This is a genomic window from Variovorax sp. PBL-E5 (genome assembly GCF_901827185.1).
Lineage (GTDB): Bacteria > Pseudomonadota > Gammaproteobacteria > Burkholderiales > Burkholderiaceae_C > Variovorax.
Window position 1 is genome coordinate 3884995 of record NZ_LR594671.1, and the last position, 23065, is coordinate 3908059.

At 68.7% G+C, this 23065-nt stretch carries 23 protein-coding genes; 7 read left to right on the forward strand and 16 right to left on the reverse strand.

Features of this window, described 5'->3' with window-relative positions:
• The first annotated feature begins 70 nt into the window (after positions 1-70).
• The 6 genes from araD to WDLP6_RS18945 all read left to right on the forward strand — a co-directional run bounded on the left by araD (position 71) and on the right by WDLP6_RS18945 (position 6014).
• Positions 71-1852, forward strand: a complete 1782-nt coding sequence (araD, locus tag WDLP6_RS18920) for an L-arabinonate dehydratase (protein ID WP_162593597.1) — start codon at positions 71-73, stop codon at positions 1850-1852.
• Positions 1853-1911: 59 nt separating this feature from the next.
• Positions 1912-2916, forward strand: coding sequence for a Bug family tripartite tricarboxylate transporter substrate binding protein (locus WDLP6_RS18925; protein WP_162593598.1), 1005 nt, complete (start codon positions 1912-1914; stop codon positions 2914-2916).
• A 25-nt stretch (positions 2917-2941) separates the two neighbouring features.
• Positions 2942-3943 carry a Bug family tripartite tricarboxylate transporter substrate binding protein gene (locus tag WDLP6_RS18930; RefSeq protein ID WP_162593599.1) on the forward strand — a complete coding sequence of 334 codons (1002 nt, stop codon included), beginning with the start codon at positions 2942-2944 and terminating at the stop codon, positions 3941-3943.
• Positions 3944-3987: 44 nt separating this feature from the next.
• Positions 3988-4722, forward strand: a complete 735-nt coding sequence (locus WDLP6_RS18935; protein WP_162593600.1) for a ribonuclease activity regulator RraA — start codon at positions 3988-3990, stop codon at positions 4720-4722.
• Between the two features lie 273 nt (positions 4723-4995).
• Positions 4996-5559: a hypothetical protein gene (locus WDLP6_RS18940; RefSeq protein ID WP_162593601.1), complete on the forward strand. Its 564-nt coding sequence runs from the start codon at positions 4996-4998 to the stop codon at positions 5557-5559.
• Positions 5560-5612: 53 nt separating this feature from the next.
• On the forward strand, positions 5613-6014 hold the full coding sequence (locus WDLP6_RS18945; protein WP_162593602.1) for a phage holin family protein: 402 nt from the start codon (positions 5613-5615) through the stop codon (positions 6012-6014).
• A gap of 12 nt (positions 6015-6026) precedes the next feature.
• On the opposite strand, the gene phnY is transcribed toward WDLP6_RS18945, so the two are convergent.
• Genes phnY through WDLP6_RS18960 form a run of 3 tightly spaced genes read right to left on the reverse strand, consistent with a single transcriptional unit; the run spans position 6027 to position 9895 of the window.
• Positions 6027-7463 carry a phosphonoacetaldehyde dehydrogenase gene (gene phnY / locus WDLP6_RS18950; RefSeq protein WP_162593603.1) on the reverse strand — a complete coding sequence of 479 codons (1437 nt, stop codon included), beginning with the start codon at positions 7461-7463 and terminating at the stop codon, positions 6027-6029.
• Between the two features lie 30 nt (positions 7464-7493).
• The gene (gene alr / locus WDLP6_RS18955) at positions 7494-8588 is read right to left on the reverse strand and encodes an alanine racemase (RefSeq protein WP_162593604.1); all 1095 of its coding nucleotides are present in this window, start codon (positions 8586-8588) and stop codon (positions 7494-7496) included.
• Entirely contained in the window at positions 8585-9895 is a 1311-nt protein-coding gene (locus WDLP6_RS18960; RefSeq protein ID WP_162593605.1) for a D-amino acid dehydrogenase, read from the reverse strand. Before WDLP6_RS18960 ends, alr begins: the two co-directional genes overlap by 4 nt.
• Positions 9896-10023: 128 nt before the next feature.
• On the opposite strand from WDLP6_RS18960, the gene WDLP6_RS18965 reads away from it, so the two are divergent.
• Positions 10024-10491, forward strand: coding sequence for a winged helix-turn-helix transcriptional regulator (locus WDLP6_RS18965; protein WP_162568721.1), 468 nt, complete (start codon positions 10024-10026; stop codon positions 10489-10491).
• 21 nt (positions 10492-10512) lie between these two features.
• On the opposite strand, the gene WDLP6_RS18970 is transcribed toward WDLP6_RS18965, so the two are convergent.
• The 13 genes from WDLP6_RS18970 to paaK form a co-directional block, all read right to left on the reverse strand.
• On the reverse strand, positions 10513-11319 hold the full coding sequence (locus WDLP6_RS18970; protein ID WP_232077485.1) for a substrate-binding domain-containing protein: 807 nt from the start codon (positions 11317-11319) through the stop codon (positions 10513-10515).
• A 110-nt stretch (positions 11320-11429) separates the two neighbouring features.
• Positions 11430-12122 (reverse strand): ABC transporter ATP-binding protein, encoded by a 693-nt coding sequence (locus WDLP6_RS18975; protein WP_162593607.1) that lies wholly within the window; start codon positions 12120-12122, stop codon positions 11430-11432.
• The gene (locus WDLP6_RS18980; protein WP_162593608.1) at positions 12119-12868 is read right to left on the reverse strand and encodes an ABC transporter permease; all 750 of its coding nucleotides are present in this window, start codon (positions 12866-12868) and stop codon (positions 12119-12121) included. The genes WDLP6_RS18975 and WDLP6_RS18980 overlap by 4 nt, the downstream gene beginning before the upstream one ends.
• Before the next feature lie 130 nt (positions 12869-12998).
• Complete coding sequence (locus tag WDLP6_RS18985; RefSeq protein ID WP_162593609.1) at positions 12999-13748, reverse strand: ABC transporter ATP-binding protein; 750 nt, start codon at positions 13746-13748, stop codon at positions 12999-13001.
• Positions 13745-15574: a branched-chain amino acid ABC transporter ATP-binding protein/permease gene (locus WDLP6_RS18990; protein WP_162593610.1), complete on the reverse strand. Its 1830-nt coding sequence runs from the start codon at positions 15572-15574 to the stop codon at positions 13745-13747. The genes WDLP6_RS18985 and WDLP6_RS18990 overlap by 4 nt, the downstream gene beginning before the upstream one ends.
• Entirely contained in the window at positions 15571-16599 is a 1029-nt protein-coding gene (locus WDLP6_RS18995) for a branched-chain amino acid ABC transporter permease (RefSeq protein WP_162593611.1), read from the reverse strand. Before WDLP6_RS18995 ends, WDLP6_RS18990 begins: the two co-directional genes overlap by 4 nt.
• Positions 16599-17744, reverse strand: coding sequence for an ABC transporter substrate-binding protein (locus WDLP6_RS19000; protein ID WP_162593612.1), 1146 nt, complete (start codon positions 17742-17744; stop codon positions 16599-16601). The genes WDLP6_RS18995 and WDLP6_RS19000 overlap by 1 nt, the downstream gene beginning before the upstream one ends.
• Before the next feature lie 35 nt (positions 17745-17779).
• A complete protein-coding gene (paaE, locus tag WDLP6_RS19005; RefSeq protein WP_162593613.1) occupies positions 17780-18871 on the reverse strand; it encodes a 1,2-phenylacetyl-CoA epoxidase subunit PaaE in 1092 nt (363 codons plus the stop codon).
• 108 nt (positions 18872-18979) lie between these two features.
• Positions 18980-19519 (reverse strand): 1,2-phenylacetyl-CoA epoxidase subunit PaaD, encoded by a 540-nt coding sequence (paaD, locus tag WDLP6_RS19010; protein ID WP_232077121.1) that lies wholly within the window; start codon positions 19517-19519, stop codon positions 18980-18982.
• Complete coding sequence (gene paaC / locus WDLP6_RS19015; RefSeq protein WP_162593615.1) at positions 19516-20292, reverse strand: 1,2-phenylacetyl-CoA epoxidase subunit PaaC; 777 nt, start codon at positions 20290-20292, stop codon at positions 19516-19518. Before paaC ends, paaD begins: the two co-directional genes overlap by 4 nt.
• Positions 20293-20407: 115 nt before the next feature.
• On the reverse strand, positions 20408-20779 hold the full coding sequence (paaB, locus tag WDLP6_RS19020; RefSeq protein ID WP_443083459.1) for a 1,2-phenylacetyl-CoA epoxidase subunit PaaB: 372 nt from the start codon (positions 20777-20779) through the stop codon (positions 20408-20410).
• Positions 20704-21711 (reverse strand): 1,2-phenylacetyl-CoA epoxidase subunit PaaA, encoded by a 1008-nt coding sequence (paaA, locus tag WDLP6_RS19025; protein WP_162593616.1) that lies wholly within the window; start codon positions 21709-21711, stop codon positions 20704-20706. The genes paaB and paaA overlap by 76 nt, the downstream gene beginning before the upstream one ends.
• A 20-nt stretch (positions 21712-21731) precedes the next feature.
• Complete coding sequence (gene paaK, locus WDLP6_RS19030; RefSeq protein ID WP_162593617.1) at positions 21732-23048, reverse strand: phenylacetate--CoA ligase PaaK; 1317 nt, start codon at positions 23046-23048, stop codon at positions 21732-21734.
• Positions 23049-23065 lie beyond the last annotated feature (17 nt).

Sequence of the window (23065 nt, forward strand, 5' to 3'; positions counted from 1 at the left end):
ATGATTGAATGACAGCGCTAACATTTTCGGATGATCCGCCCCGGCATCCGATGACCACAGAGACACCCCGATGACCGAATCGCCTCCCCCCTCGCCGGCCGCGCGCCGCAAGCAGCCCGAAGAGCTGCGCTCGCACCGCTGGTACGGCGTGAAGGACCTGCGCAGCTTCGGCCACCGCTCGCGCACCGCGCAGATGGGCTTCTCGCGCGACGATTACCTCGGCAAGCCGGTGATCGCGATCCTCAACACCTGGAGCGACATGAACTCCTGCCACACGCACTTCCGCCAGCGCGCCGAGGAAGTGAAGCGCGGCGTCTGGCAGGCCGGCGGCTTTCCGGTGGAGATCCCGGCCATGAGCCTGGGCGAGGCGTTCCAGAAGCCGACCACGATGCTCTACCGCAACCTGCTCGCGATGGAGGCCGAGGAGCTGCTGCGCTCCTACCCCGCCGACGGCTGCGTGCTGATGGGCGGCTGCGACAAGACCACGCCCGGCCTGGTGATGGGCGCACTGGCGATGAACCTGCCGACCATCTTCGTGCCCGCCGGGCCGATGCTGCGCGGCGACTACAAGGGCCGGTTCCTCGGCTCCGGCTCCGACACCTGGAAATACTGGGCCGAGCTGCGCGCCGGCAACATCAGCGAGCAGGACTGGCAGGACGTGGAAGACGGCATCGCGCGCTCGCCCGGCACCTGCATGACCATGGGCACGGCCAGCACCATGACCAGCGCGGCCGAGGTGCTGGGCCTGACGCTGCCGGGCGCCTCGTCGATCCCGGCGCCCGATTCGCGCCATTCGATGATGGCCACGCACACCGGCAAACGCATCGTCGACATGGTGTGGGAAGACCTGAAGCCGCTCGACTTCCTCACCGCGGCCTCGTTCGACAACGCGGTCACGGCCGTGCTCGGCCTCGGCGGCTCGACCAATGCGATCGTCCACCTGATCGCGATGGCGCGCCGCGCCGGCATCGCGCTCGACCTCGCGCGCTTCGACGAACTCGCGCGCAGCACGCCGGTGCTCGCCAACCTGCGCCCCGGCGGCAAGTACCTGATGGAAGACTTCTTCTATGCCGGCGGCCTGCGCGCCTTCCTGCGCGAGCTCGGCGAGCTGATCGACGGCAGCCAGCGCACCTGCAACGGCCGCACGCTGGGCGAGAACATCGAGGGCGCCGAGGTCTACAACACCGACGTGATCCGCCCGCGCAGCGACGCCCTGCTCGAAAGCGGCGGCCTCGCGGTGCTGCATGGCAACCTCGCGCCTTCCGGCGCGGTGATCAAGCCGGCGGCGATGGAGCAGCACCTGCGCCGCCACACCGGGCCCGCGGTGGTCTTTCGCAACTACGACGATCTGGCCGCGCGCATCGACGACCCCGAGCTGCCCGTCACCAAGGACAGCGTGATCGTGCTGCAGAGCGCCGGCCCGCAGGGCGCGCCGGGCATGCCCGAGTGGGGCCAGCTGCCGATCCCGCAGAAGCTGCTGAAGGAAGGCGTGCGCGACATGGTGCGCATCAGCGATGCGCGCATGAGCGGCACCAGCTACGGCGCCTGCGTGCTGCACGTCACGCCCGAGTCGCACGTGGGCGGCCCGCTGGCGCTGGTGCGCGACGGCGACCTGGTCACGCTCGACATCGACGCGCGCCGCATCGACATGCAGGTGAGCGACGAGGAGCTCGCACGCCGCCGCGCCGCCTGGCAGAAGCCGATCCCGAAGTTCAGCCGCGGCTACGGCGTGCTGTACCTGAAGCACGTGCAGCAGGCCGACACCGGCTGCGACTTCGACTTCCTCGCGCCCGACTACGTGGCGGGCAGCGACGCCGCCGCGCCCGCGGCCAGCGAGCCCGACATCCACTGACGCGCGGGGTACCGGCGCCGCACTCAGCCCTTCATTCCAATCACAAGAGCGAGACACCCATGAACCCCATTCCCATCGGCCCGACTGCGCTGCAGCGGGTCCTTCGCAGCGCGCTGCCCCTGCTGCTGGCCTGCGCCGCCGCATCCCAGGCCCAGGGCGCCGAAGGCTTTCCGGTACGGCCGGTCACCTTCGTCGTGCCCTTCCCCGCAGGCGGCGGCACCGACCTCGGCGCGCGCGTGCTGGCGCAGAAGCTGGGACAGAAGTGGGGCCAGGGCGTGATCGTCGACAACCGCGGCGGCGCGGCCGGCATGGTCGGCTCGGACGTGGTGGCCAAGGCCAGGCCCGACGGCTACACGCTGCTGATCGGCAACGTCGGCACGCAGGCCATCAATCCCTCGCTCTACAAGAAGATGACCTTCGACCCGGACCGCGCGTTCACGCCGATCTCGCTGGTGGCCGAGCTGCCCTTCGCGATGATGGTGAGCCCCAGCCTGCCGGCGAAGACGGTGAAGGAATTCGTCGCGCTCGCGAAGGCATCGCCGGACAAGATCACGATGGCCAGCTCGGGCAGCGGCGGCTCGCCGCATCTGACGGGCGAGATCTTTTCCGCCGCCGCCGGCGTGCACCTCACGCACGTGCCCTACAAGGGCGGCACGCCCGCGATGACCGACCTGATGGGCGGCCACGTCGACGTGCTCTTCGCCTCGGTGCTGGAGTCGGCGAGCTACATCAAGTCGGGCAAGCTGCGCGGCCTCGCGGTGACCAGCGCCGAGCGTTCGCCCACGCTGCCCGACCTGCCCACGCTGGCCGAGGCCGGCGTGCCCAACGCGGTATCGGGCTCATGGATCGGCCTGCTCGCGCCGGCCGGCACGCCGCAGGCGATCGTCGACAAGATCGCGGCCGACGTGAAGACGGTGCTGGCGGTGCCAGCGACGCGGCAAAGCCTGATCGAACAGGGCGCCGTTCCGCGCGGCACCAGCCCCGCCGAACTGAAGGCGCAGATCGACGCAGACCGCCTCCGCTACGGCAAGGTGATCCGCGAAAAAAACATCGGTGTGGACTGAGCACCCCTTCAAAGGAAACATTCGCATGCAACCCACGACCACCAGCCGCCGCGCGGCACTCAAGCGCCTCGGCAGCGCCGGCCTCGCCGCGACGCTGCCACGCATCGGCATGGCCGCCGACGCGGACTGGCCGACGAAACCCATCACCTACGTCGTCCCCTTCACGCCCGGCGGCTCCACCGACGTGATCGGCCGCGTGATCGCGCAGAAGCTCGCCGTCGCGCTGGGCCAGCCGGTCATCGTCGACAACAAGCCGGGCGCGGCGGGCGCGGTCGGCGCGAGCTACGTCGCCAAGGCCAAGCCCGACGGCTACACGCTCTTCGGCGGCACGATCAGCACGCACGCGATCAACGCCAGCCTCTACAAGAACCTGCCCTACGACCCGGTGAAGGACTTCGAGCCGATCTCGCTCGTCGCCTTCCTGCCCAACGTGCTGATCGTCGATCCGAACCTCGGCGTGAACTCGGTGGCCGAGCTGATCGCGCTCCTGAAGAAGGACCCGGCGAAGCGCACTTTCGCCTCGTCGGGCGCCGGCACTTCGACGCACCTGGCGGGCGAGATGCTGGCCGACATGATCGGCGTCAAGCTGACCCACATTCCCTACAAGGGCACGCCGCCCGCGATGCTCGATGTGTCCTCGGGCCAGGTCACTTTCATGTTCGACCAGATCACCGCCGCCCTGCCGCTGGTGCAGTCCGGCAAGCTCAAGCTGCTGGCCGTGACCAGCGCCAGGCGCATGGCGCTCGCGCCGCAGCTGCCGACGATGCAGGAGGCCGGCGTGCCCGCCTTCGAGATGGCGTCGTGGCAGGCCGTGTACGCGCCGAAGCATCTGCCCCAGCCGATCGCGCAGCGACTGTCCACCGAGATCAACAAGATCCTGCAGATGCCCGACGTGAAGGACCGGCTCACCAACCAGCTCGGCATGGAGGTCGTCGCCGGCTCGCCTGCGCAGCTCGCGGCGCTGATGCAAAAGGAAATTCCACGCTGGGCCGATTTGGTTCGCAAGTCGGGCGCGACGCCCAACTGAGCTCCGGGCCAACCCCCATCACCATCTCATCCATCGCACACACCATGACCGAAACGACTCGCCCTCCTCTCCCCGACGAAACCCGCGAACTGCTGCGCCATGTCAGCGTCGCCACGCTGTGCACGCAGCTCTTCAAGCGCGGACTGCGCAATGTCTACCTGCAGGGCGTCGGCCGGCTGACGAAGCCGACGGGCGGCAACCTGGTCGGGCCGGCCTTCACGATGCGCAACATCCCGGCGCGCGAGGACCTCGACCAGATCAGCGCCTTCGACGATCCGAACCATCCGCAGCGCAAGGGCATCGAGAGCGTGCCGCCCGGCCATGTGCTGGTGATCGATTGCCGCGGCGAGACACGCGTGGCCTCCGGCGGCCAGATCCTCACCACGCGCCTGAAGGTGCGCGGCGCGGCGGGGCTGGTGTCCGACGGGCCGGTGCGCGACAGCGGACCGATCTCGCAGATGGACTTCCCGGTGTACTGCGCCGGCGGCAGCGCGCCGCTCAACCTGATCCACCACCATGCGATCGACCTCGACGTGCCGATCGGCTGCGGCGGCGTGCCGGTCTATCCGGGCGACGTGATGGTCGGCGACGACGAAGGCGTGGTGGTGATTCCACGGCACCTCGCGGAGGAAGTCGCGCGCGACGCAGCCGAACAGGAAAAGATGGAGGCCTTCATCCTCGAGCGCATCGAAGGCGGCGCCAGGCTCGCCGGCACCTACCCGCCGAATGCCGAGACGCGCGCCGCCTACGAGGCCTGGCGCAAGAACAGCGGACGCTGAAGCGCCGCCAACCCGGGCAAGCTGAGCTTCGCATCGAGCGACAACGGCGGCGCGCCGCCATGGCACAGCGGGTGGAAGACAAGCTCTCGGCCTTCTTCGCCGGTCGGCCCCTGGTAAGCGCCGCGTACTGACGCCCAGGCGACAGCCCGGGCCGCGGCGGGCTTCGAAAAATCATCGCGGGAGCCCGATCCGATCGGCGAAAATCCATCGGACCAGCGACCAGGGAAACACGCGGCACGGTGCCCGATTTCGCCCCACCGTTCGCAGCGAACCATGAGCTTCACCCAACTGAGAATCACAGGGCCCGATTCGACCCCCTACGTGCTGGGCGCACCGATGCATCTGTACGAGCGCGACTTCTGCGTCGGCATCATGGACCCGGTCCCCGTCAGCGCGGGCGGCACCGAGGTCCACATCGAGCACTTCAACATCGCGGCCGACATCCCCGCCCACCAGCGGCGCGAGATCGGCAGGCTGGTGCTGCTCGAGGTCGTGGCCTTCCTGGTGGAGAACTTCGCCGACGTGCAGGCCGTGAGCCTCGCCCTGAGCCGCGACATCGAGGGCTACAGCGACGGCATGACGCTCGCGAGCGCGCGCTCCGCGACGCTGCAGAGCATCGGCGCCCGGCACATCATGATCACGCCCAAGCCCGATGCCGCGCATGCGGGCCACTTCGTGGTCGCGGGGCTGTGGGAATACAACCAGGCCAACCTCGCGGCGCTCATGGCACGCCTGCAGAAGGAACGCGAGGCGTACCGCGAGCGCGACGCGGCCGCGGCGAAGACCCGCGCGCCGGGCCTGTTCGCGAAGTGGTGGGCGCCGTCGGGCAGGGCCTGAACGGGCACCGATATGATGGACCGCATCCCTTTCATCCACCGCGAGTCCTTCCGATGCTGAACAACCTGGCCCCCTTCCTCCTGCACTGGGCGATCACCGCCCTCTCGCTCTGGATAGCGAGCCACATCTTCAGCGGCCTGCGCTTCGAGAACACCTCGGCGCTGGTGATCTCCGCGCTGCTGCTCGGTTTCGCGAACGCCATCGTCAAGCCACTGCTGATCGTTCTCACGCTGCCGCTGACCTTCCTCACCTTCGGCCTGTTCCTGCTGGTGATCAACGCGCTGATGATCCTGCTGGTGTCGGCGCTGGTGCGCGGCTTCCGGGTCTCCGGCTTCTGGACCGCGATGTTCGCGAGCATCTTCATCTCGCTCTTGAGCGTGGTGCTCGGCGCGCTGCTCGGCGGCAGCGATCCGGCGACGACGATCCAGATGCAGCAGGGCGGGAACTGGCTTTGAGTCAGCCCGCGGCTACCAGGGAAGCGAGTAGGTCTTGCTGTTGGTGAAGCCCTTGATCGCCTCCAGCACGCCTTCCTTGTAGCCCAGGCCCGAATCCTTGATGCCGCCGAAGGGCGTCAGCTCGAGCCGGTAGCCCGGCACCTCGCGCACGTTGACGCTGCCGACGTGGAGCTCGCGGACGAAGCGCGTGATGTGGTCGAGCCGGTTGGTGCACACCGCCGACGACAAGCCGTAGGCCGTGCCGTTGGCGATGCGGATCGCGTCGTCGATGTCCTTGAAACGGATGACCGGCGACACCGGGCCGAAGGTCTCGTGCCTGACGACCGCCATGCCGGGATCGACGCGGTCGAGCACGGTGGGCGCGTACAGGGCGCCGCGGCGCACGTTGCCGCACAGCAGCTTCGCACCGCCGGCGATGGCCTCGTCGACCACCGACTCGAACTGGATCGCGGCCGCCTCGTCGATCACCGTGCCCATGTCCATGTCCGGATCCATCGGGTCGCCGTACTTCAGCGCCCGGGTCTTCTCGACCAGCAATTCGACGAAGCGGTCGGCCACGGCCTCGTGCACCAGCATGCGCTTGATGGCGGTGCAGCGCTGGCCCGAATTCCTGTAGGAGCCGCTGGCGGCGAGCATCGCGGCTTCCTCGATGTCGGCGTCGTCCATCACGATGAGGGGGTCGTTGCCGCCCAGCTCCAGGATCTGCCGCTTGTAGACCGCCTTGCCCGCGATGTACTTGCCGATCGCCACGCCGCCGGTGAAGGTGACGAGGTCGACGTCGGGGCTGGTCAGCATCTCGTCGGCGATCTCACGCGGATCGCCCGTGAGGACCGACAGCATCTGCGGCGGCAGACCCGCCTCGTACAGGATGTCGGCCAGGATGAAGGCCGTGAGCGGCGTCTTCTCGCTCGGCTTGAGCACCATGCGGTTGTTGGTCGCGATCGAGGGCGCCACCTTGTGGATCACCTGGTTCAGCGGATGGTTGAAGGGCGTGATGGCGATGATGGCGCCCAGCAGCGGCTCGCGCATCGTGTAGACCTTGCGGCTCTTGCCGTGGTGCGTGAGGTCGCAGGAGAAGACCTGGCCGTCATCCACGAGCGCCTGGTTCGCCGCGAACAGCAGCACGTCGGAGGCACGGCCCACTTCATACAGCGAGTCCTTGCGGCACAGCCCCGATTCGAGCGTGATGGTGCGCGAGATCTCGTCCAGCCGCGAGGCGATGATCTCGCCGGCGCGCATCAGGATCCTGTAGCGCTCGTAGCGCGTCAGCGTGGGCTTGTAGTCGCGGGCGATGCGCAAGGCGCGCCGCACGTCGTCCAGCGTGGCCTTGGGCACGGTGGCGATCACTTCGCCGGTGTAGGGGTAGGTGACCTCGATCACCTCGTCGCGCCGGACGCGCTCGCCGGCAATGCGCAAGGCTTCGTGATGGATGTCGGCTGGCTTCGGCATGGGCCGGCCTATTGTGACCTTCCGGCCGGACTACCGGGCCTGGGCGTGCGGCGCCGCGGCCTCGCGGTAGACCAGCGGCACGCGCTTCACGTTGCACAGCAATTCGTAGGCGATGGTCCCGGCCCCGCAGGCCACCGTGTTGACCGCCACGCGATCGCCCCACAGTTCGACCTCGCTGCCGACGCCGGCATCCGGCAGCTCGCTCAGGTCGACCGTCATCATGTCCATCGACACGCGGCCCAGCGTGCGCGTCATGCGCTCGCCGACCCTCACCGGCGTGCCGGTGGGCGCGGTGCGCGGGTAGCCGTCGGCATAGCCCATGGCCACCAGCCCGACACGGGTCTGCCGGCTGGCCACGAAGGTCGCGCCGTAGCCGAGCACGTCGCCGGCCTGCAGCGTCCGCTCGGCGAAGACCTGGCTCTGGAGGCGCATGACGGGCCGCAGTGCGTGCGTGTCGTCGGGCACGGGATTCGCGCCGTACAACAGGATGCCAGGGCGCGCCCAGTCCCGGTTGGCCTGCGGCCAGGCCAGCACACCGGCGGAGTTGCTCAGGCTTCGCTCGCCCGCAAGCCCCGCCGTGGCCTCGTCGAAGCAGGCGATCTGCGCGCGGGTCAGCGCGGCGCCGGGTTCGTCGGCACAGGCGAAGTGGCTCATCAGCGTAAGCCGTGCGACCTTGCCGCAGCCCCTCAGGCGCGCGTGCACGTCGCGCACCTGGTGCGGCGCAAATCCGGCCCGGCGCATGCCCGAATCGACCTTGAGCCAGACATTCAGGTCTCGCACGGCGGGCCGTGACTTTTCGATCATCTGCAGTTGCCCGTCATGGTGGACGACGGTCCACAGGCCGTGCGCCTGCGCGGCCTCGAGTTCCTGCGCCGTGAACACGCCTTCGAGCACGAGCATCGGCGCGCGGATGCCGCCTGCGCGCAAGGCCAGCGCTTCGTCGAGGAATGCGACGGCGAAACCGTCGGCATGCGCCTCCAACGCCTGCGCGCACCGCAGGGCGCCATGGCCGTAGGCATTGGCCTTGAGCACCGCCAGCACGCGGCCGCCATGCCGCGCGCGTGCCAGCGCGTGGTTGTGGCGCAGTGCGTCGAGATCGATGAGTGCCCGTGCAGGCCGGCTCACGCCGCCGCTCCGGCAGGCCCCGTTCCGATCCGGCGGCCGGATGGCGACACGCCGTAGCGATCCATCGAGAGACCGTCGGTGCGGATCTCGGGCCGGCGTCCCATCACCTGGTCGGCCACCACCTTGGCCGAGCCGCAGGCCATGGTCCAGCCGAGCGTGCCATGGCCGGTGTTGAGGAACAGGTTGCCGTACGGTGTCGCGCCGACGATCGGCGTGCTGTCGGGCGTCATCGGTCGGAGGCCGGTCCAGAAGCTGGCGCGCGGCAGATCGCCGCAGGGGAACAGGTCGGTGATGACGCGCTCCAGCGTCTCGCGCCGGCGCGGATTCAGGCGCAGGTCGAAGCCGCCGAGCTCCGCCATGCCGCCGACGCGGATGCGGTCGTCGAAGCGGGTGACGGCGACCTTGTAGGTTTCGTCGAGCACGGTGGACTGCGGCGCGAGCGACGGATCGCGCAATGGCACGGTCAGCGAATAGCCCTTGACCGGATAGACGGGAATGTCGAGGCCCAGCGGCGACAGGAAGTCGCGTGAATAGCTGCCGAAGGCGAGCACGTAGCGATCCGCGCGCAGCACCTCGCCCGCCGGGCCGCCCAGGCGCACGCCGGTGATGCGCCCGCCTTCGGTGATCAGGCCGTCCACCCGCTGGCCGAAGCGCATGTCGACGCCGAGGCCGCGCGCGATGGCGGCCAGCCCTTGCGTGAACAGATGGCAATCGCCGGTCTCGTCGTTCGGCAGGCGCAGGCCGCCGGCCAGCAGGTCGCCGGTGCGGGCCAGCGCGGGTTCGACCGACGCGAGCTGGCTGCGGTCGAGCAATTGGTAGGGCACGCCGCATTCCTCCAGCACCGCGACGTCGCGCTGCACGGCATCGAGCTGCGCCTGTGTGCGGAACAGCTGCAAGGTGCCCTGGGTGCGATGCTCGTAGCGAATGCCGGTCTCGGCGCGCAGGGCGCGCAGGCAGTCGCGGCTGTACTCGGCGACGCGCATCATGCGTTCCTTGTTGACCGCGTAGCGCTCGAGCGAGCAGTTCTTCAGCATGGACGCCATCCAGCGCAACTGGAACAGGCTGCCATCGGGCCGGATCGACAGCGGCGCGTGCTTCTGGAACATCCACTTCAGCGCCTTGAGCGGAATGCCGGGCGCAGCCCACGGTGTCGAATAGCCGGGCGACACCTGGCCCGCATTGGCGAAGCTGGTTTCCTGCGCCGGGCCGTCCTGCCGGTCGAGCAAGGTGACTTCGGCGCCGGCGCGCGCCAGGTAGTAAGCGGTGCTGATGCCGATGACGCCGCCGCCAAGAACGATCACTTTCATTGCCGAACCCCTTCGAAGCCAGAAGGATTCAAGCGTATTCAATAGCGTGCCATAAACTCCGCTGAAATCTCGGCGAAGCGCAGTGCTTCTTGCTGCGAACCCGGCCGAAAGAGGCCTTCAGGAGTGAAATGACCGAACTCGATCGCACGGACCGCAAGATCCTCGACATCCTGCAGCGCCAGGGACGCATTTCCATGACCGACCTCGCCGAGCAGATCGGGCTGTCGACCTCGCCCTGCTCGGAGCGCGTGCGGCGCATGGAGCGCGAAGGCGTGATCGCCGGCTACCACGCGCGCATCGATCCGCAGGCCGTCGGCAAGACGCTGCTGGTCTTCGTGGAGATCACGCTGTCGTCCAAGTCCGGCGACGTGTTCGACAAGGTGAAGAAGGAACTGCTGCACGTGCCGGAGGTGATGGAATGCCATCTGGTCTCGGGCGGTTTCGACTACCTCATCAAGGCGCGGCTGCGCGCCATGAGCGACTACCGCAACCTGCTCGGCAGCCTGCTGAAGAAGCTGCCGGTGACGGCCGAGTCGCGCAGCTATGTCGTGATGGAAGAGGTCAAGGAAAGCCTGTACCTGCCGATGGACCGGTGAGGCGCGCCGGCCGCTGCGGCATCACGGGCTCGCATTGGGAAAGAACAGCTGCTCGCCACCGATCCTGTAGCTCGCGATGGTCGATTGCCCCGCCGGCGAGATCACCCAGTCGACGAACTTCTGCGCGCCCGCGCTGTCGAGCCGGGGAAACTTCGCCGGGCTGGGAACCATGACGCCGTACTGGTTGAAGAGCCGCTTGTCGCCTTCCACCAGCACCGCGAGATCCTGGCGGTTCCTGAAGCTCAGCCAGGTTCCGCGGTCGGCCAGCACATAAGCGCCGCTCGAAGCCGCGATGTTCAGCGCCGGCCCCATGCCGCAGCCGCATTCCTTGTAGCCCGCGCCCTTCCTGTCGTTGGGCACCGGCTGCCCCGCGTCGGCCACGCCGGTCTGCATCCACAGGCGGCGCTCGGCGGCGTCGGTACCGCTCTTGTCGCCGCGCGACACGAAAGGCGCATCCGCGGCGGCGACCTTCTTCAGCGCCGCCACGATGTCCTTGCCCCGGAGCCCGGCGGGATCGTTCTTCGGCCCGACCAGCACGAAGTCGTTGTACATGACCGGATAGCGCTTGGCGGCAAAGCCTTCGGCGACGAACTTCTCCTCGGCCGCCGTGTCGTGCACGAACAGCACGTCGGCATCGCCGCGCCGCGCCATGTCGATCGCCTGGCCGGTGCCGACCGCCACCACCTTGATGTCGATCCCGCTGGCCTGTCTGAACGCCGGCAGCAGATGCGCGAACAAGCCGGACTGCTCCGTCGAAGTCGTCGATGCCATCGTAAGAGTCTCAGCCCGCACCGACCAACCGCTCAAAAAAAGTACCCCCGCGGCCAGCGAAGCGAAGCCCGTTCGCGAAACACCGCGGAACCGGCTCTGCCGGGCCGCCGGTGTTGCCCCCTGCAAGGGGGTGGGCGGCCACACGAAGTGGGCAAGCCTGGGGGTGTTCATATGCTTTCTCCTTTGACGAACAAATGGGCTTCATCCGGCAGCCGTCCGTCGAAGAAATCGTGCACCGGCAGATCGGCCAGCACCCGCCCCTGCTCCAGATAGATCACACGGCTGGCAAGGCGCTTGACCTGCCCGAGGTTATGGCTCGCGAACACCAGCGTGCGCCCGTGCGCGGCATCGGCGATCAGCGCTTCGACATCGCGCTTGGCCGTCGGATCGAGGCTGGCCGTCGGCTCGTCGAGCAGGAGCACCTGGGGCTGCAGCGCCCAGGCGCGCGCGAGCGCCATGCGCTGCTGCTGGCCGCCGGACAGCGTGCGCGCATTGCGCTCGGCCAGCGCGCCGAGGCCGACGCGGCCCAGCGCGGCCATGGCCTCGCGCTTCGCATGAGGCCACGGCGCGCCGCGCAGCCAGAGCGCGAGCGCGACGTTGTTGCGCACGCTCGTGCGCAGCATGTGCGGCCGCTGGAACAGCATGGCCTGCGCGCGGCGCGGCACCCTGCCGATGAACGCGCCGGCCGCATGCGGCACCAGGCCGTGCAGCATGCGCAGCAGGGTGCTCTTGCCGCTGCCGTTGGCACCGATCAGCGCGACACGCTCGCCCGCGTGGATCGACAAAGTCGCGCCGGACAGCGCCTGGACGCGGCCGAAGCGAACCTCGATGTCGTGCAGGCTGAAGAGCGGCGGATTCACGAAGCCACCTCGATCCCGCGGACCCCGGCCGCCTCGGCCGCGCCGCCGTCGACCCGCTCGCGCCAGCTGCGCAGCGCCGAGATCGCCAGATTGAGCAGCAGCATCGTGCCGAGCAGCACCAGCCCGAGCGCCAATGCGAGCGGCAGGTCGCCCTTGCTGGTCTCGAGCGCGATGGCGGTGGTCATCACCCGCGTGAAGCCGTCGATGTTGCCGCCGACGATCATCACCGCACCCACCTCCGACACGGCACGGCCGAAGGCGGCGATCAGCACCGTGATCAGCGCATAGCGTTCGTCCCACACCAGCAGCAGCGCGCGGACGAGCGAGTCGGCGCCCAGCGAGCGCAGCTGCTCGCCATGGGCGCGGTCGGCGTCCTCGATGGTCTGGCGCGTCAACGCCGTGACCACCGGCAGCACCAGCAGCGTCTGCGCGACCACCATCGCCTTGAAGGAGAACAGCCATCCGAGAAAACCCAGCGGCCCCGAACGCGACAACAGCAGGTAGATCGCGAGCCCCACCACCACCGAGGGCAATGCGAGCAGCGTGTTGAGCAGCGTCAGCAGCAGCCCGCGTCCCGAGAAGCGCGCCACCGCGAGCCAGGCCCCCAGCAGCAGGCCGAAGCCGCAGGCCAGCGCGCAGGCGGTGGCGCTGACGGCGAGCGAACGGCCGACGATCGCCAGCAGCAGCGGATCGCCGGCGACGACCAGGCGGCCCGCCTCGACGGCGCTATCGGCGAAGGCGTTCATGCGCGCCTTCGGGCGGGAGAGACGGGAAGCCGAGGATGCGCCGCGGCTCGGGACAAGCCGGGCGGCCGGCATCTGTTCGCAGGTCGCATGGGCCTCAGCATAACGCCCGGCCCGCGACCGGCTGCCTGCCCTAGGACGCCGCGCCGCCCTCGCCGCGCGCACCGATACCGAGGTAGGTATCGATGATCCGCCGATCGTGCAGCAGCGCCTGCGCCGCCCCCTGAAGCGCGACCGCGCCCATCTCCAGCACATAAGCACGATCGGCCACCTGCAGCGCGGCGCGCGCGTTCTGCTCCACCAGCAGCACCGACACGCCATGGCTGCGCAGCGACGACACCACCTGCAGCACCTCGCGCACGATGCGCGGCGCGAGGCCGAGCGAAGGCTCGTCGAGCATCAGGAGGCGCGGCCGCGCCATCAGCGCGCGGCCGATCGCGAGCATCTGGCGCTCGCCGCCCGACAGCGTGGACGCGAGCTGCGCGCGGCGCTCCTGCAGCCGCGGGAAGATGCCGAACACCTCGGCCATGCGCGGACGCTGGTCGCGCTCGCCGCGCCGCCAGCGCGAGAAGCCGCCGAGCAGCAGATTGTCCTCGACCGACATCTCGCCGAACAGCTCGCGCTTCTCGGGCACCAGCGCCACGCCGCGCGCGACCATCGCCTCGATGCTCGGACGCGCCATGCGCTGGCCGTCGAGCAGCACGCCGCCGCGTGACGGCAGGAGGCCCATCGCGGCGCACAGCAGCGTGGTCTTGCCGGCGCCGTTGGGGCCGATCACGGTGACGATCTCGCCGGCGTTCACCTGCAGGTCGATCTGGTGCACGGCTTCGACCGCGCCGTACGAGACGCAGAACTTCTCGAGTTGCAGCAAGGGCGCGCTCATGCGATCGCCTCTTCCATCGGCTCGTCCGCGCCGCCGAGATAGGCATCCAGCACCTTGGGATCGGCCTGCACCTCGGCCGGCGTGCCCTGTGCGATCACGGCGCCGAACTCCAGCACGGTGATGCGGTCGGCCAGGTTCATGACGAACTCCATGTCGTGTTCGACGATCAGGATGCCCAGGCCCTCGGCGCGCAATTGGCCGAGCAGCATGGCCAGCGCGCGCTTCTCGAGATGGCGCAGCCCCGCGGCCGGCTCGTCGAGCAGCAGCACGGCCGGGTGCCCCGCCAGCGCGCGCGCGATCTCGACCACGCGCTGCTGGCCCAGCGACAGCGAGGCCGCGGGCGCATCGGCCACCGCGCCGAGCCCACAACGATCGAGTTGGCGATGCGCCTGCGCGAGCAATGCGGCTTCTTCCGCACGGTCCAGCCGCAGCATGGAAGCGATCCAGCCGCGCTGTCCGCGCCGGTGCGCGCCGAGCGCGACGTTCTCGATCACGCGCCGCTGGCCGAGCAGGCGCACGTGCTGGAAGGTGCGGCCCAGGCCCAGTGCGGCAAAGGCGCGCGAGGGCTGGCCGGTCATGGCCCGGTCCATCAGACGGACCTCGCCGGCGCTCGGGTCGTCGACGCCCGAGATCATGTTGAAGAAGGTGCTCTTGCCGGCGCCGTTGGGCCCGATCAGCGCATGGATCTCGCCGGCCTTCACGTCCATGCTGACCGCGTCGTTGGCGACCAGCCCGCCGAAGCGCTTGGTGACCGCGTGCGCCTGCAGCACCACCTGCCCGCGCGGCGGCAATGCGGCCTCGGGCAGCGTCAGCGTGCGGCGCGGAGCGCGCACCGCGTCCGGCCGCAGGAAGCGTGCGCACAGGCGCGCCAGCGTCGGCCACACGCCGTCGGCGAAGCGCTGCAGCACGAACAGCATCAGCAAGCCGAACACGATGATCTCGAAGTTGCCGCTCGAGCCGAGCAGCTGCGGCAGGACGTCCTGCAGTTTCTCTTTCAGCAGCGTGATGATCGCCGCGCCGAGCACCGCGCCCCACAGGTGGCCCGCGCCGCCGACCACCGCCATGAAGAGGTACTCGATGCCGATGTCGAGGTTGAAGGGCGTCGGGTTGATGAAGCGCTGCATGTGCGCATAGAGCCAGCCCGACACGGCGGCCAGCAGCGCCGCCAGCACGAACACCTTGATGCGGTAGCGGGCCGTGTCCACACCCATCGACTCGGCCATCACGCGCCCGCCCTTGAGTGCGCGGATGGCCCGGCCTTCGCGCGAATCGAGCAGGTTGTGCAGCGCCCACAGCGCCAGCAGCAGCACGCCCCAGATCACGAGGCCGAGCGAGCGCGGCGACGCGAAGGACCAGCCCGCGACCACGATCGCCGGCACGCCCGCGACGCCAGTGTGGCCGCCGAGGAACTCGAGGTTGCCGAACAGGTAGTAGAAGCTCAGGCCCCAGGCCATCGTGCACAGCGGCAGGTAGTGGCCCGACAGCCGCAGCGTGATGGCGCCCAATCCCCAGGCGACGACGAAGGTCAGCACGATGCCGAACAGCAGGCCGACCCATGGCAGCGCCGCCGGCCCGAGCAGGCCGGCGATCGCGGCGCTCGCGCCGGGCGAGGTGCAGATCCAGGCCGTCGCATAGGCGCCCGTGCCGACGAAGGCCGCCTGGCCGAAAGAGGTCATGCCGCCGACGCCGGTCAGCATCACGAGGCCGGCCGCGACCATCGCATAGAGGCCGACGTAGCACAGCACCTGCACCGGGAAGTCGGGCAGGAAGCCCCACACCGCGGCCAGCAGCACGACGAAGGCGAGCGACAGGTGACGGCGCGTCATTCCTCGTCCTCCACATGCCGGCTGCGCAGCGAGCGCCACCACAGCACCGGGATGATGAGCGTGAAGACGAACACCTCCTTGAAGGCGCTGGCCCAGAAGGAGGAGAAGGATTCGAGCTGCCCGACGATCAGCGCGCCGACCAGCGCCAGCGGATAGCTGCCGAGCCCGCCGACGATCGCGGCGACGAAGCCCTTGAGGCCGATCAGGAAGCCGGTGTCGTAGTAGATCGTGGTCAGCGGCGCGATCAAGAGGCCCGAGACCGCGCCGATCAGCGCCGCGAGCGCGAAGCTCAGGTCGCCCGAGAGGCCGGTCGGAATGCCCATCAGCCGTGCGCCGACGCGGTTCATCGCGGTCGCGCGCAAGGCTTTGCCGACGATCGAGCGTTCGAAGAAAAGAAACATCAGCAGCACCAGCACGGCCGTGACGCCGACCACCACCAGCGACTGCCCGGTGACCGGGATGCCGCCGATGTCCGTGCGCAGTTCGGAGAAGGCCGGCGTGCGCGAACCCTCGGCGCCGAAGAACAACAAGCCGAGCCCGACCAGCACGCCATGCAGCGCCACCGACACGATCAACAGCGTGAGCACGGTGGCATCGGCCAGCGGCCGGTAGGCGAGGCGGTAGAGCAGCGGCCCGAGCGGCATGATCAGCACCAGCGCAGCGACCGATTGCATCAGCAGCGAAGCCGGCCGCAGCCACAGCACCAGCGCGCAGGCCGCCAGCGGCAGCGCCACGCACCATGCGAGGGTCGAGGTCCAATCGACCTCGGCGCCGCGCTTCCAGCGCCAGCCTTCCACCGCGAGCGCGGCCGCGGCCAGCACCAGCAGCAGCCACAGCGTGGCCGGCACATGGCCGGCCTGCATCGTGGCCACCGACAGCGCACTGAAGGCGACGAACTCCCCTTGCGGGATGAAGATCACCCGGGTCACGGAGAACACCAGCACCAGCGCCAGCGCCATGAGCCCGTAGATCGCCCCGTTCACGATCCCGTCCTGCCCCAGGATCAGGGCGATCTGGCTGTCCATCAGGGTTGATATTTCCAGGTGCCGTTCTCGATCTTGACCATCACGCGGGCGCGCTGGTCCAGGCCCAGGTGGTCGGTCGGCGACATCGTGAAGATGCCGTGCGCGCCGGCCACGTCCTTGACCGATTCGAGCGCATCACGCAGCGCCGCGCGGAACTCCGGCGTGCCCGGCTGCGCCTTCTTGAGCGCGACCGGCACCGCGGCATTCAGCACCTGGCCGGCATCCCAGACATGGCCGCCGAAGGTGGAGACGCTGCCCTTGCCGTACATATCCTCGTAGGCCTTGACGTAGGCGCTCGCCGATTTCTTGATCGGGTTCGAATCGGGCAGTTGCGCCGCCACCAGGATCGGGCCGGCTGGCAGGAAGGTACCCTCGACGTCCTTGCCGCCCACGCGCAGGAAGTCGGTATTGGCCACGCCGTGCGTCTGGTAGATCGTGCCGGTGTAGCCGCGCTCCTTGAGCGTCTTCTGCGGCAGCGCGGCCGGCGTGCCCGCCCCTGCGATCAGGATGGCGTCGGGCTTGGCGGCCATCAGCTTGAGCGCCTGGCCGGTGACCGAGGTGTCGCTGCGGCCATAGCGTTCGTTGGCGACGATCTGCAGCTTCTTCAGCGCCGCGGACTTGCCGAATTCCTCGTACCAGCCCTCGCCGTAGGCATCGGAGAAGCCGATGAAGCCGACCGTCTTGATGCCGTGCGATGCCATGTGCTCGGCAATCGCGAGCGACATCATGATGTCGTTCTGCGGCGTCTTGAACACCCATTTGCGCTTGGCATCCATCGGCTCGACGATGCGCGACGAGGCGGCCAGCGAGATCACGGGCACCTTCGCCTCGGCCACCACGTCGATCATCGCCAGCGCGTTGGGCGTGACGGTCGAACCGATGATCACGTCGACCTTGTTCTCGCTGATCAGCTTGCGCGTGTTGGACACCGCGGCCGTGGTGTCGGACCCGTCGTCCAGAACGATGTAGTTCACCTTCTGGCCGCCCATGGTCTTGGGCAGCAGCGCGATGGTGTTCTTCTCGGGAATGCCGAGCGATGCCGCTGGCCCGGTGGCCGACAGCGTGACGCCGACGTTGACGTCGGCATGCGCCGAAAAGGCCAGCGCACACAGGATCGCCGCGCAGACGCGGGAAAGAGATTTCATTGTTGGCTCCGAAGGTTGAAGGAAAACGGGCCGGCTCAGCGTTCGTCGAAAGACAGCACCACGCGCTCCGTCAGCGGATGCGCCTGGCAGGTCAGGATGAAACCGGCCGCGACCTCATTCTTGTCGAGAGCGAAGTTCCGCTCCATCCGCACTTCCCCTTCCAGGAGCCGCGCGCGGCAGGTGCCGCAGACGCCCGAGGTGCAGGAAAACGGCACCTCCAGCCCGGCAGACGAGGCGGCATCGAGGATGCTCGGCTGCCCCTTGCTGAACGGGATCTCGCGCCTGAGGCCGTCGCGCACGATGGTGATGCGCGCCGCTTCGGCATCGCCCGGCAGTGCCTCGTGCACCACCGCGCCGACGCCGCCCGGCCCAGTCGCCGGCTGCGCCACGCCGAAGCGCTCGATGTGGATGCGCTCCTCGGGCACGCCGGCTTCCAGCAGCGCGGCCTCGGCCTCGTCGTTCATCTGGAACGGGCCGCAGATGTAGGCATGGTCGATCTCCGCCGCGGGCACGACGCTCTGCAGGAACTGTGCGATCTTCTCGCGGTTCATCACGCCCATGTTGATCGGCGCATCGGTGTGCTCGTCGGAGAACACGTGCTGCAGCACCAGCCGCGTCATGTAGCGGTTCTTCAGGTCCTCGATCTCTTCCTTGAACATCGTGGACTGCAATTGCCGGTTGCCGTAGATCAGCGTGAAGCGGCTCCGCGGCTCGCGTGCCAGCACCGTCTTCATGATCGACAGGATCGGCGTGATGCCGCTGCCGCCCGCGATGCCGACATGGTGGTGCTGCGCGCCGGGCTCGATCGGCACGAAGAAGCGGCCCTGCGGCGCCATCACCTGCAGCGTGTCGCCGGGCTGCAGCGTGCTGTTGATCCAGTTGGAGAACACGCCGTCGCGCACCTTGCGCACGCCCACGCGCAGTTCGCCGTCGTCGACGCCGGCGCAGATCGAATAGGAACGGCGCAGGTCCTGGCCATCGATCTGCGTGCGCAGCGTGAGGTACTGGCCCTGCGTGAAGCCGAAGACCTCGCGCAGTGCTTCGGGCACATCGAAGGAGACGATGACCGCCTCGGCCGTGTCGGGCTCGATCCTGCGCACGCGCAAGGAATGAAAGTCAGCGCTCATGTCGAATCCTTCCAGAAACGCCGCGGAACCGGCTTTGCCGGGCCGCTGGCGTTGCCCCCTGCAAGGGGGTTGGCGGCCACACGAAGTGGGCAAGCCTGGGGGTGTTCGTCATATCCGTTTGAAGTGTTCGAAGGGTTCGCGACATGCGATGCAGCGATACAGCGACTTGCAGGCCGTCGATCCAAAGGCCGACAGACGTTCGGTGTGGGCGCTGCCGCAACGCGGACACGCCACGGACTCCGCGGGCACGGAGGACCGCCGCACGATGCGGATCGGCACCGCGCCATCGGACGGCCGCGTCGCGCCGGGCGGTGCGATGCCATAGGCCGTGAGCTTGCGCCGGCCTTCGTCGCTGATCCAGTCGGTGGTCCAGGCCGGCGCGCGGCGCAGGCTCACGCGCGCGGGGCCGAGGCCGGCGGCTTCGATGGCCGCGAGCACGTCGCGCTCGATCACCTCGGTGGCGGGGCAGCCCGAATAGGTCGGGGTCAGCACGATCTCGAGTCCGTCGTCATCGGGCAGCACATCGCGCACGATGCCGAGGTCGCAGACCGAGAGCGCGGGGACCTCGGGGTCGAGCACGGTGTCGAGCACGGCCCATGCGCGCGCGACGCGCGGGTCGACGTGCAAGCGTGCGGGCACTGCGCTCACCACACGCCTCCCGGGAAGGCGCGCTGCAGATGCTGCATCTCGGCGAGGATGTAGCCCATGTGCTCGCTGTGCACGCCGCGCTTGCCGGTGCTGCGGAAGGCAGTCTCCTTCGGCGCCACGAGCGTGGCTTCCTCGAGCACGGCATTCATCTCGGCCAGCCAGGGCTCGCGCAGTTCCGACCAGCAAGGCCCGAGCCCGGCCGCACGGGCTTCCTGCTCGACCGCATCGGACTCGAAGCACTCCGGCACATAGCGCCACAGCTGCTCCAATGCCGCGTCCATGCGCGCATGCGATTCGGCTGTGCCGTCGCCCAGGCGCACCACCCAGTCGGCGGAATGCTGCTGGTGGTAGCGCGCCTCCTTCAGCGCCTTGCCGGCGATGGCCGCGAGCTCTTCGTCGCTCGACGATGCAAGGCGCTCCCACAGCAGCTTGAGCAGCGTCGCGACCATGGTGTTGCGCAGCACGCTGAAGCCGAAATCGCCGCGCGGCAATTCGACCAGGGTGAGGTTGAAGTAGTCGCGCTCGTCGCGCAGAAAGGCGAGCTGGTCTTCGTCATGCGCACGGCCTTCGAGCTGGCCGGCACGGGTGAGCAGCGCGCGCGCCTGGCCGACGAGGTCGAGCGCGATGTTGCTCATCGCGATGTCTTCTTCCAGCGCGGGCGCATGGCCGCACCATTCGCCCAGGCGCTGCGCGAGGATCAGGCAGGTGTCGGCGATGCGCAGCAGGTACTGCACGGCCGCGCTGCGCTCGATGTCGATGGAGGCTACTGGCATGCAAATGGCTCCTTCCAGGAATACCGCGGAACCGGCTTTGCCGGGCCGCTGGTATTGCCCCCTTGAGGGGGGATTCGGCTACGCGAAGCGAGCAAGAAACGGGGGTGGGCCATGTTCACATGTGGTCGACAGACTTGGGCAATGCGTAGAAGGTCGGATGCCGGTAGACCTTGTCTTCCGCCGGATCGAAGTACATGTCCTTGTCGCCCGGATCGCTGGCGACGATCTGGTCGGAGCGCACCACCCACACGCTCACGCCTTCCTGGCGCCGCGTGTAGACGTCGCGCGCCATCTGCAGCGCCATCTTCGGGTCGGGCGCATGCAGGCTGCCGCAATGCTTGTGGTCGAGGCCGGCCTTGCTGCGCACGAACACTTCCCACAGCGGCCACTCCTGGTGCTGAACGTCCTGCGTCATGCGGCTTCCTTCATTGGTTGTTTGCGCGCATGGGCCAGCGCGGCTTCGCGCACCCAGGCGCCCTCTTCCCAGGCCTTCACGCGGGCACCGAGCCGCTCGCGGTTGCACGGCCCGTCGCCGGCGATCACGCGCCAGAATTCGTCCCAGTCGATCGCGCCGTGGTCGTGCGCCTGGCGCTCCTCGTTCCACTTCAGGTCGGGGTCGGGCAAGCTCACGCCCAGCACCTTGGCCTGCTCGACCGCGGCATCGATGAACTTCTGCCGCAGGTCGTCGTTGGAGAAGCGCTTGATGCCCCAGCGCATCGACTGCGCGCTGTTGGGCGATTGTTCGTCGGGCGGCCCGAACATCATCACCGAGGGCCACCACCAGCGGTTCACCGCGTCCTGCACCATCGCCTTCTGTGCTTCGGTGCCGTGCTGCATCATCGTGAGCAGCGCCTCGTAGCCCTGGCGCTGGTGGAAGCTTTCCTCGCGGCAGATGCGGATCATCGCGCGCGCATAGGGCGCATAGGAGCAGCGGCAGATCGGCACCTGGTTCATGATCGCGGCGCCGTCGACCAGCCAGCCGATGGTTCCCATGTCGGCCCAGGTCAGCGTCGGGTAGTTGAAGATCGAGCTGTACTTGGCCTTGCCCGTGTGCAGTGCGTCGAGCAACTGGTCGCGGCTGGTGCCCAGCGTCTCGGCGGCGGCGTAAAGGTAGAGGCCGTGGCCGCCCTCGTCCTGCACCTTGGCCAAGAGGATCGCCTTGCGCTTCAAGGTCGGCGCGCGGCTGATCCAGTTGCCTTCGGGCAGCATGCCGACGATCTCGGAATGCGCATGCTGGCTGATCTGCCGCACCAGCGTCTTGCGGTAGTGATCGGGCATCCAGTCCTTGGCCTCGATGAAGCTGCCGGCATCGATGCGCTCGTCGAAGCGCTGCTCGAGCTGCATCTCCTCGGCGGAACGCACGGCCTTGGGGCCGTCGGCCTTGTCCTTGCCCATGGTGTCCATCGCTTGCGTGTACATGGCGGTCCTTTCGTGGCAGCTCAGCGGCTGCGTTCGTCGATCACGCGGCGTGCCTTGCCGGTGAGCGTGCGTTCGAGCGAATCGGGCTTCTGCACGAGCACCGTGGTGCTGATGCCGACCAGCGTCTTCACGCGCTGCTGCACCCACTGCGCGATCTGCCGGCGCTCGGCCTCGCCGGGATCGCCGGCGGCGGCCTGCAGCTCGCAATGCACTTCGACGCTGTCGAGATGGCCTTCGCGGCCGACCTTGATCAGGTACTGGCCCGAGAGCTTGCCGTGCGCGAGCACGATCTCCTCGATCTGCGTCGGGAACACGTTGACGCCGCGGATGATCAGCATGTCGTCGCTGCGCCCGACGATCTTGCCCATGCGGCGGAAGCTGCGCGAGGTGGGCGGCAGAAGGCGCGTGAGGTCGCGCGTGCGGTAGCGGATGATCGGCAGCGCTTCCTTGGTGAGCGAGGTGAAGACGAGTTCGCCCTCCTCGCCGTCGGGCAGCACCTCGCCGCTCTCGGGGTCGATGATCTCGGGATAGAAATGGTCTTCCCAGACCACCGGGCCGTCCTTGCTCTCGATGCATTCGCTGGCCACGCCCGGGCCCATCACCTCGGACAGGCCGTAGATGTCGACCGCGTCCATGCCGGCCTTGCCTTCGATCTCGCGGCGCATCGCCTCGGTCCACGGCTCGGCGCCGAAGATGCCGACCTTGAGCGAGGTGCTGCGCGGATCGATGCCCTGGCGCACCAGCTGCTCGATGATCACCTGCATGTAGCTGGGCGTGACCATGATGATGTCGGGCTTGAAATCGTTGATCAGCTGCACCTGCTTCTCGGTCTGGCCGCCCGACATCGGAATCACGGTGCAGCCGGCGAGTTCGGCGCCGTAGTGCGCGCCCAGTCCGCCGGTGAAGAGGCCGTAGCCGTAGGCCACGTGCACGATGTCGCCGGGCCGTCCGCCGGCGGCGCGGATCGAGCGCGCCACCAACTGGGCCCAGGTCGCGATGTCGTTCTTCGTGTAGCCGACGACGGTCGGCTTGCCGGTGGTGCCGGACGAGGCGTGGATGCGCGCCACCTGCTCGCGCGGCACGGCGAACATGCCGAAGGGATAGTTGTCGCGCAGGTCCTTCTTGACGGTGAACGGAAACTTCGCGAGATCACTTATCTGCCGCAGGTCCCCGGGATGCACGCCGCGCGCATCGAAGGCCTGCCGGTAGTGCGGCACGTGGTCGTAGGCGCGCTGCAGCGTGGCGCGCAGGCGCTGCACCTGCAGCGCGGTGATCTCGTCGCGGCTGGCCGACTCGATCGCTTCGAGGTCGCCGGGCATCGGGCGTTGGACGGGCATGAAGGTCTCCTTGAACC